This is a genomic window from Aeromicrobium stalagmiti (assembly GCF_013283745.1).
Lineage (GTDB): Bacteria > Actinomycetota > Actinomycetes > Propionibacteriales > Nocardioidaceae > Aeromicrobium > Aeromicrobium stalagmiti.
This window is the reverse complement of sequence record NZ_JABSTZ010000005.1, coordinates 183,979-191,915: the sequence shown is the minus strand read 5'-3', so window position 1 is coordinate 191,915 and position 7,937 is coordinate 183,979. Positions and strand designations below refer to the sequence as shown.

Below are 7,937 nucleotides of genomic sequence, written 5' to 3'. Positions count from 1 at the left end.
GCCTAGGGCGTGTCTCCTAAAGATCGGCGTGTGAGCGCGAGATTGTTGGAGCATGTCTCGTGCAGCTCTTCTCACTGACGCTCAGTGGGCGCGGATTGAGCCGGTGATGCCGTCCTCTGATGGCCAACGTGGTCGGCCGTTCCGCGATCATCGTCAAGTCGTGGAGGGCATCATCTTTCGTTTTCGGACGGGTTCTCCGTGGCGTGACCTGCCATCTGAGTTCGGTCCGTGGCAGACGGTCTGGAAAAGGCATCGCAAGTTCAGCAGCGACGGGACATGGGACAAGATCTTGGCCAAGCTGCTCGCTGAGGCCGACGCTGCCGGCGACATCGACTGGACCGTTTCGGTCGATTCAACGATCAACCGTGCTCACCAGCACGGCACGAACCTGCCCCGAGCCGCTGCTCTCACGGGGGGCTCTATCGAGTTACAAGAATCCGCTGGACGAGCCCGCTGATCACGCGGTCGGACGCTCCCGTGGTGGGTTGTCGACGAAGATCCACCACCTGTGTGACGGCAAGACCCGACCGCTCGTGATCCTACTGACGCCAGGGCAAAGCGGCGATTCACCGATGCTCAGGCCGTTGATGGAATCGCTGTCGGTGGCCCGGGTGGGACCAGGGCGACCACGAACCCGTCCGGACAAAGTCCTCGGCGACAAGGCGTACTCGAGTCGGGCGAATCGCGACCTGCTGCGCAGCCGAGGGATCGAGGCCGTGATCAGCGAACCATCGGATCAGAAGGCCCACCGCAGACGACGCGGCCAAGCTGGCGGCAGACCTCCCGCGTTCAACACCGAGACCTATAAGCAGCGCAACACCGTCGAGCGCGGCTTCAACGTCTTCAAGCAATGGCGCGGACTCGCGACCCGCTACGACAAACTCGCCCTGACCTACCGAGGCGGAGCTGTCCTCCGCGCCATCACCATCTGGCTACGCCAATAAGGAGACGTGCCCTAGAGCGGCAGCTTGGGCTGAGGCGGCGCGTGGGCCGGGTCGACGCCGTCGAACAGCGACGAGACCGACTCGCCTGCGTGGATGCGCGCGATCGCCTCGGCGAACAGCCCGGCGATCGATCGCACCTGGAGCTCGGGCCAGTCGGCCGGCGGCGGGACCGTGTCGGTCGTGACGACCTCGGTGATCGAGGGGTGGTTGCGCAGCCGCTCGACCGCCTTGCCGGTGAAGAGGCCGTGGGTGCAGGCGACGGACGCCTCGGTGCACCCCTCCTCCTCGAGCTTGTTCATGAGCTCGATGATCGATCCGCCGGTCGCGATCTCGTCGTCGAGCACGATGGCCTTCTTGCCGGCGACGTCGCCGACGATCGCGTCGATGACGACCTTGTCGTCGGCCTGGCGCTGCTTGCTGCCGGCTGCGACGGGGACGCCCAGCAGCCGCGCGAACAACGAGGCCGTCTTGGCGTTGCCGAGGTCGGGCGAGACCACGACGGTGTTGGAGAGGTCGCGGCTGCGGTAGTGGTCGGCGAGCTCGCCGATCGCGGTGAGGTGGTCGACCGGGACGCTGAAGAAGCCGTGCACCTGGGGCGCGTGGAGCGTCATGGTCACGACGCGGTCGGCGCCGGCGGTCGTCAGCATGTCGGCGACGAGTCGTCCGCCGATCGAGATGCGCGAGGCGTCCTTCTTGTCGGACCGGGCGTAGGCGTAGTGCGGGATCACGACCGTGACGGAGTCGGCGCTCGCGCCCCGGGCCGCGTCGATCATCAGCAGCAGCTCCATCAGGTGGTCCTGCGTCGGCGGCACCAGCGGCTGGATGATGTAGACGTCCTTGCGGCGGCAGTTGGCCAGCAGCTGCACCTGCAGGCAGTCATTGCTGAACCGCACGGTGTCGGACGCCGACAGGGGCTGCCCCAGCTCGGAGCAGATCTTCTCGGCAAGGGGGCGGTGCGCGCTTCCGGAGAAGACGACGATCTGGCTCACGTGCACGAGGGTAGTCGACACACCCCACAGGCGACAGAAAAGTTCAGGCACGATGTCGATCCGGCCGATCGCCGGACGACGAACCCATGACAGCACCTCGACCGCACCGCGCAGGAGATGATCCAGATGTCGTTCCAGGCCTACCTCGACACGATCGAGGACAAGACCGGGCTCACCCCACGCCAGCTCGTCGCCCAGGCGACCGAGAAGGGCTTCGCCTCCCCCGGCACGAAGGCCGGCGAGATCCTCGCGTGGCTCAAGGACGAGCACGACCTGGGGCGCGGGCACGGCATGGCGCTGGTCCACGTGATCAAGAACGGACCGGCGATCAACGCCCGGCACGTCGGGTCCGGGGGCGTGCACGCCGACGAGAAGGACGAGCTGTGGCTCGACGGGAAGGCCTCGAAGCCCGCCGACTGGGGCGCATCGAGCCACTAGTCTGATATCCGACTAGTGGACAATGCGAATTAGTCGAGATAGCGTCGAGTCATGGCCGACGACCGCATCGAGAGCGACTGGGTGCGCGGGAGCCTGCCACTGCTGGTCCTGATGACACTGTCCGTCGAGAGCGCTCACGGCTACGCCATCACGCGGCGGCTCGTGGCAGCGGAGCTCGGGCCCATCAAGGGCGGCACCCTCTACCCCGTGCTCAACCGGCTCGAGGCGGACGGCTCGATCGAGGCCGAGTGGGTCCCCGGTGAGGGCGGGCCCGGACGCAAGATCTTCGCCATCACGGCGGCCGGGCGCGAGCGGCTGGCCGGGCTGCTGACGCGATGGTCCCATCACGTCGAACGCGTGGCTGGGTTGCAGGACGACACGGGAGGAAGCGCGACATGACGACGTCCGAGCACGTCTGGACCGACGACGCCGACGAGCAGTGGGCCGATGCCTTCACGCTCGCGGCGGCGCGGCTCCCGGCCGTCCGCCACGGCGACATCATGGGCTGGCTCGACGAGGTCCACACCGCAGTCGGTGACAGCGAGGTGAGCGCCGAGGCGCTGTACGGCACGCCCGACGAGGCAGCCGAGCACCTGCCAGCGGGCATGCCCATCGCCCGTCGAGCCGCCGTCGACGCCGAGGGGATGACTCCGCGCGAGGCCGCCGACGGCGTCCTGATGACGATGGGCGCCTTCCTGCTGGGCCTTGCCGTGTGGGGCTTCGCGACCCGAGGCTGGTCCCTCGACGTGACCGCGCCGGCAGCTGCTCTCGTCGCCATCGTCGTGCCGCTCGGCACCGGCGGGTGGACCACTGCCCTTCTGCTGCGCCGCAACGGTCGGCTTCGCGCGTCGTGGCTGGCTGCCGCCACCGTGACGCTGCTCGCTGCTGTCGCGATGGCCTCGACGCTGCTCGTCGCTGATCCTGACCAGGTCGTCGTGACGGTGCCCGTGCTCGCCGTCGGAGCCCTCGGCCTGGTGACCGCCACCCTCGGGTGGTTCCTTCCCACTCCTGACGCTGTCGTCGACGACCGGTCCCGCGACTGGCCGGCGGACCAGTGGTACCTCCGCCTCGAGGGCGTGCTGAGGGGCCGGCACGGGGTCGCGAGAACGGCGGCCCGCACCGCGATCGAGGAGACGCGGTCGTACGTCGAGGAGTCCGGCGCACCACATCCCTACAACGAGTTCGGTGCACCTGAGATCCATGCGCTGCACGTGTGGAAATCGCTCTGATCGCAGAGGGTTCGTGTCAGTGGCGGCCTCTAGAGTTGAAGCATGTTCGAAGCCGTGCCGACTGGTCGCCTCCTCGACGAGGTGCGCGCGCACGACTTCGCCGGTGAGCCGACTCTGGAGGTCGACGCGGTCCGGGTCGATGCGATCCGTGAGCTCGACCGGACCATCCGGGCGGCGCAGGCCGAGCAGGTCCGTCAGGTCGCTCTGCTGCATCGTGAACGGGTCCGGAAGATGGGCCTGGGGCACGGTGACCCGACCTTGTCGGTGATCGGCGAGGTCTCGATGGCCCGCATGATCGGGCCGACGGCTGCGGGCACGCAGGTCGAGCTCGCACTCGGGATGACACGCCTGCCGAAGGTGTTCGCGCTCTTCGAAGCCGGCCTGATCAGTGAGGCCACCGCTCGTGCGGTGGCGCGCGAGACCCAGTCCCTGCACGAGGATGACGACGTGGTCGCTGATGGGGAGATCGCCGCGAAGATCACCGGCATGACGACCGCCCAGGCCCGTGACACTGCAGCCAGGGTCGTGATCGGCATCGACGCCGAGGCCGCCCACGAACGGGCCCGCCGCAACCGGGCCGACGCCCGCGTCACCCTGCACCCCGACACCGACGGCATCGCCCACCTGAGGGTCCGGGGACCGGCTGAGCAGATCGTCGCCGCCCACCGGGCCCTTGACGACTGGGCCACCGGCCTCCGCTCCGCCGGAGACCCCCGCGGCAGGGGGCAGATCATGGTCGACACCCTCGTCGAACGCGTCACCGGACAAGCATTCGCCGACGACATCGCCGTCGAGATCAACCTCGTCCTCGACGCCAAGACCCTCGTCGCCGGCGGCGACACACCCGTCGAGCTCGACGGCTACGGACCCATCAGTCCTGACGTCGCCGACGAGATCATTGCCAAAGCCCGCACCGCGTCCATCCGCCGCCTGTTCGTCGACCCCGCCGACGGCACCCTCCTCGTCCGCGAACCCAGACGGCGCAGGTTCACCCGCACCACCTCAGCCCACATCCGCACCCGCGACCGCCACTGCAGACAACCCGGCTGCGACGCCAAGATCCGCCACGACGACCACATCCACGCCCACGAACACGGCGGCCTCTCCGTCGCCGACAACGGTCAAGGGCTCTGCATCAGGTCCCACACCATCAAGCACCAACCCGGATGGTCAGTCACCACCACCGGCAACACCACCACCTGGCACACCCCCACCGGCCACCAATACCGATCCACCCCACCACCCGTCCTCCCCGGACGAGACCCCGGCCACCAACGCCAATAACGGCGGGCCACGAGACACACGGAAAAGCCTCGGCCGACGAGGGTCAGGTCAACGCATCAGTCCACCTGCGCTGTTCGGTCACGCGCCGTCGAAGAGCCCAAAGCCGAGCCACCACACAAACACACCCACCACGACGATCGGCACGCCGACGGCGACGAGAAGAACCACGCGTCCGCGGACGCGCTCGCCTTGGGACTGTTGCAGCTCCCGTCCAGGTTGGCTCATGCCGCGATCGTACTGCTCGACCGACCGATCACACTCCAGATCGATGCCCTCGATCTCACAGCAGCAGCTAGGCCCAGAGCTGGCCGTCGAGCTTGTCCTCGGCCTCGTCGAGCGTGCCCTCGTAGGCACCTGTCGAGAGGTACTTCCAGCCGCCGTCACAGACGATGAACACGATGTCGGCACTCTCGCCGGCCTTGATGCACTTGGCCGCCTGCGCCAGGGCAGCGTGCAGGATCGCGCCGGTCGAGACACCCGCGAAGATGCCCTCCTGCTCGACCAGCTCCCGGACGCGACGTACCGCGTCACGCGGCCCGACCGAGAAGCGCGAGTCGATCATCGAGGCGTCGTAGAGCTCGGGGACGAATCCCTCGTCGAGGTTGCGCAGGCCGTAGACCAGCTCGCCGTAGCGTGGCTCCGCGGCGACGATGCGGACCGACGGCTTGTGCTCGCGGAAGAATCGGCCGGTGCCCATCAGGGTGCCGGTCGTGCCGAGACCGGCGACGAAGTGCGTCACCTCGGGCAGGTCGGCGAGGATCTCCGGCCCCGTGCCGACGTAGTGCGCCTCGGCGTTGGCCGGGTTGCCGTACTGGTAGAGCATGACCCAGTCGGGGTGCTCCGCCGCGAGGCCCTTGGCCACACGGACCGCCTCGTTGGAGCCGCCCGCCGCCGGTGACGGGATGATCTCCGCGCCCCACATCGTCAGCAGCTGGGTGCGCTCGATCGAGGTGTTCTCGGGCATCACGCAGATGATCCGGTAGCCGCGCTGGCGCGCGACCATGGCGAGCGAGATGCCGGTGTTGCCGCTGGTCGGCTCGAGGATCGTGCAGCCGGGGGTGAGCCGGCCGTCCTTCTCGGCCTGCAGGATCATCTGCAGCGCGGCGCGGTCCTTGATCGACCCGGTCGGGTTCTGGTCCTCCAGCTTGGCCCACAGACGGACGTCCGGGGACGGCGACAGCGACGGGAGCCCCACGAGGGGGGTCCCGCCGACGGAGTCGATCAGGGAGTCGAAGCGCACAGGGTTCCGATCAGATGAAGGAGACGGCGCCGCCGGCGACCGCCGGCAGGATGACCACGGTGTCGCCGTCGGCGACCGGGGTCCCGAGGTTGCCGGTGAACCGGATGTCCTCGTCGTTGACGTAGATGTTGACGAACCGGCGCGCCTCACCGTTCTCGACCAGACGCTCCTTGATGCCGGCGTGATCGGCCTCGAGCTGGTCGATCAGCTCGGTCACGGTCGATCCCTTGCCCTCGACGGCGCGCTCGCCGCCGGTGTAGGGGCGCAGGATCGTGGGGATACGGACCTCGATGGCCATCAGTGCTCTGCCTTCTCTTGGGTTGATGCGTCGTCTGCATAACGGTCGACGACCCGAACTTCTTCCTCGGTGACCTCGCCGTCCACGATCCGGAAGGACCGGAAGTCGACCGGGCCGCTCTCGTGAGCGCCGTCGCGGGTCGACACCAGGACGTAGTGGGCGCCGGGCTCGCCGGCCAGCTTGATGTCGGTGCGGGACGGGTAGGCCTCGGTCGACGTGTGCGAGTGGTAGACGACCACGGGCTCCTCGTCGTTGTCGTCCATCTCGCGATAGAGCCGCAGCAGGTCGCCGGAGTCGAACTCGTAGAACGTCGGCGACATCGCGGCGTTCAGCATCGGGATGAGTCGCGCGGGCACGTCGGAGCCGATCGGCCCGGCGACGACGCCACAGGCCTCGTCGGGGTGGTCACGCCGGGCATGCGCGATGATCGCGTCATGCGTGGCCTGGTCGATGGTCAGCACTCGCCGAGTTTATCGGCTGTCGCGCAGCCGGCACGCTGCTGGTGCTGCGATGAGACACCGCGAGACCGGCGCTGCGGGGACCGGGTCAGTCGAGGGCGGCGATGAGGGTCTCCTGGACGTAGCCCAGCCACTCGAAGATGTCGGACATCGCCGCGATCGCCTCGTCCTCGGACTGCGCCACGAGCATCGTGTCCTCGTCGTTCTCGATGCCGAGCCGCACGGCCAGTGACAGCCGGACATCGGTGAGGGCGCGGAGCCACGCCTGGACCTCGTCGTCGTCGAGCTCGACCTCGACGGGGTCGCCGTCCTCGTCGGGCATGGCACCGAAGGTCAGCCCGCCGTCGACCAGCGAGCCGATCAGGGCCTCGGCGTTGGCGACCTTGGTCGACGTCAGGCCACGCTCGGTGAACCGGCGGAACTCACCGGCGTCCTCGACGTCGTCGCGGTAGGCGTCGGGCAGCAGCCGCTGCAGGACCGGGTCCTCGGGCGGGAGCGACGGGCCGCCCATGCCGAGCTGCGCGGCCAGCGGGTCGGCGTCGGACTCCTCGACGCCGTTGCGGTCGCGCAGGAGCTCGACGACCTGCCCCGTCAGGCTCGCCAGCAGGTGCGCCTCCCCCAGCTCGAACGTGGCGACCAGGCCGCCGCGGCGACGCTTCTTGAACGGCTTCACGCGTCCTGCCTCTCGAGCGTCGCCCACAAGCCGTACTCGTGCATCGCCTGCACGTGACGCTCCATCTGCTCGCGGCTGCCGCTGGAGACCACGGCCTTGCCGTCGTGGTGAACGTTGAGCATCAGCTCGTGGGCCTTCTCGTCGGTGTAGCCGAAGTAGTTGCGAAAGACGTAGGCCACGTAGGACATCAGGTTGACCGGATCGTTCCAGACGATCGTGACCCAGGGGTCCTCGAGCTCGACGACGAGGTCTTCGTCGGGCTCGGCGATCTCGACAGGAGTCGGTGTGGTCACGTCGTCCATTGTGTCGCAGGCACCTGACGACGCGAAACCTCGGCACTCGAGGCCCGTCTAGGCTGGACTCCGTGACCACCTCCAGCACCGC

The 7,937-nt window shown here is 68.4% G+C and carries 12 protein-coding genes; 5 read left to right on the top strand and 7 right to left on the bottom strand.

Features of this window, described 5'->3' with window-relative positions; genetic code table 11:
- The first annotated feature begins 52 nt into the window (after positions 1 to 52).
- A protein-coding gene (locus tag HQK15_RS17460; RefSeq protein ID WP_437340255.1) for an IS5 family transposase occupies positions 53 to 944 on the top strand; the annotation gives its coding sequence in 2 pieces (ribosomal slippage) (positions 53 to 397 and positions 399 to 944; 891 coding nt in all).
- Positions 945 to 955: 11 nt separating this feature from the next.
- Here HQK15_RS17460 and HQK15_RS17455 read toward each other — a convergent pair.
- Positions 956 to 1,933: a ribose-phosphate diphosphokinase gene (locus tag HQK15_RS17455; protein ID WP_173492782.1), complete on the bottom strand. Its 978-nt coding sequence runs from the start codon at positions 1,931 to 1,933 to the stop codon at positions 956 to 958.
- Positions 1,934 to 2,059: 126 nt separating this feature from the next.
- On the opposite strand from HQK15_RS17455, the gene HQK15_RS17450 reads away from it, so the two are divergent.
- Genes HQK15_RS17450 through HQK15_RS17435 form a run of 4 tightly spaced genes read left to right on the top strand, consistent with a single transcriptional unit; the run spans position 2,060 to position 4,884 of the window.
- Positions 2,060 to 2,371 (top strand): DUF4287 domain-containing protein, encoded by a 312-nt coding sequence (locus HQK15_RS17450; protein ID WP_173492794.1) that lies wholly within the window; start codon positions 2,060 to 2,062, stop codon positions 2,369 to 2,371.
- A gap of 51 nt (positions 2,372 to 2,422) precedes the next feature.
- Positions 2,423 to 2,770, top strand: a complete 348-nt coding sequence (locus tag HQK15_RS17445) for a PadR family transcriptional regulator (protein ID WP_173492781.1) — start codon at positions 2,423 to 2,425, stop codon at positions 2,768 to 2,770.
- Positions 2,767 to 3,600 (top strand): hypothetical protein, encoded by an 834-nt coding sequence (locus tag HQK15_RS17440; RefSeq protein WP_173492780.1) that lies wholly within the window; start codon positions 2,767 to 2,769, stop codon positions 3,598 to 3,600. The genes HQK15_RS17445 and HQK15_RS17440 overlap by 4 nt, the downstream gene beginning before the upstream one ends.
- A 42-nt stretch (positions 3,601 to 3,642) precedes the next feature.
- Complete coding sequence (locus HQK15_RS17435; protein WP_173492779.1) at positions 3,643 to 4,884, top strand: HNH endonuclease signature motif containing protein; 1,242 nt, start codon at positions 3,643 to 3,645, stop codon at positions 4,882 to 4,884.
- Between the two features lie 78 nt (positions 4,885 to 4,962).
- On the opposite strand, the gene HQK15_RS17430 is transcribed toward HQK15_RS17435, so the two are convergent.
- The 6 genes from HQK15_RS17430 to clpS form a co-directional block, all read right to left on the bottom strand.
- Complete coding sequence (locus tag HQK15_RS17430) at positions 4,963 to 5,109, bottom strand: hypothetical protein (RefSeq protein WP_173492778.1); 147 nt, start codon at positions 5,107 to 5,109, stop codon at positions 4,963 to 4,965.
- Positions 5,110 to 5,176: 67 nt separating this feature from the next.
- Positions 5,177 to 6,124: a PLP-dependent cysteine synthase family protein gene (locus HQK15_RS17425; protein ID WP_173492777.1), complete on the bottom strand. Its 948-nt coding sequence runs from the start codon at positions 6,122 to 6,124 to the stop codon at positions 5,177 to 5,179.
- Between the two features lie 10 nt (positions 6,125 to 6,134).
- Positions 6,135 to 6,422, bottom strand: coding sequence for a MoaD family protein (locus tag HQK15_RS17420; RefSeq protein ID WP_173492776.1), 288 nt, complete (start codon positions 6,420 to 6,422; stop codon positions 6,135 to 6,137).
- Positions 6,422 to 6,883, bottom strand: a complete 462-nt coding sequence (locus HQK15_RS17415) for a M67 family metallopeptidase (protein WP_173492775.1) — start codon at positions 6,881 to 6,883, stop codon at positions 6,422 to 6,424. Before HQK15_RS17415 ends, HQK15_RS17420 begins: the two co-directional genes overlap by 1 nt.
- A gap of 85 nt (positions 6,884 to 6,968) precedes the next feature.
- Complete coding sequence (locus HQK15_RS17410) at positions 6,969 to 7,553, bottom strand: DUF2017 domain-containing protein (RefSeq protein ID WP_173492774.1); 585 nt, start codon at positions 7,551 to 7,553, stop codon at positions 6,969 to 6,971.
- The gene (gene clpS, locus HQK15_RS17405; protein WP_173492773.1) at positions 7,550 to 7,855 is read right to left on the bottom strand and encodes an ATP-dependent Clp protease adapter ClpS; all 306 of its coding nucleotides are present in this window, start codon (positions 7,853 to 7,855) and stop codon (positions 7,550 to 7,552) included. Before clpS ends, HQK15_RS17410 begins: the two co-directional genes overlap by 4 nt.
- Between the last annotated feature and the right edge of the window lie 82 nt (positions 7,856 to 7,937).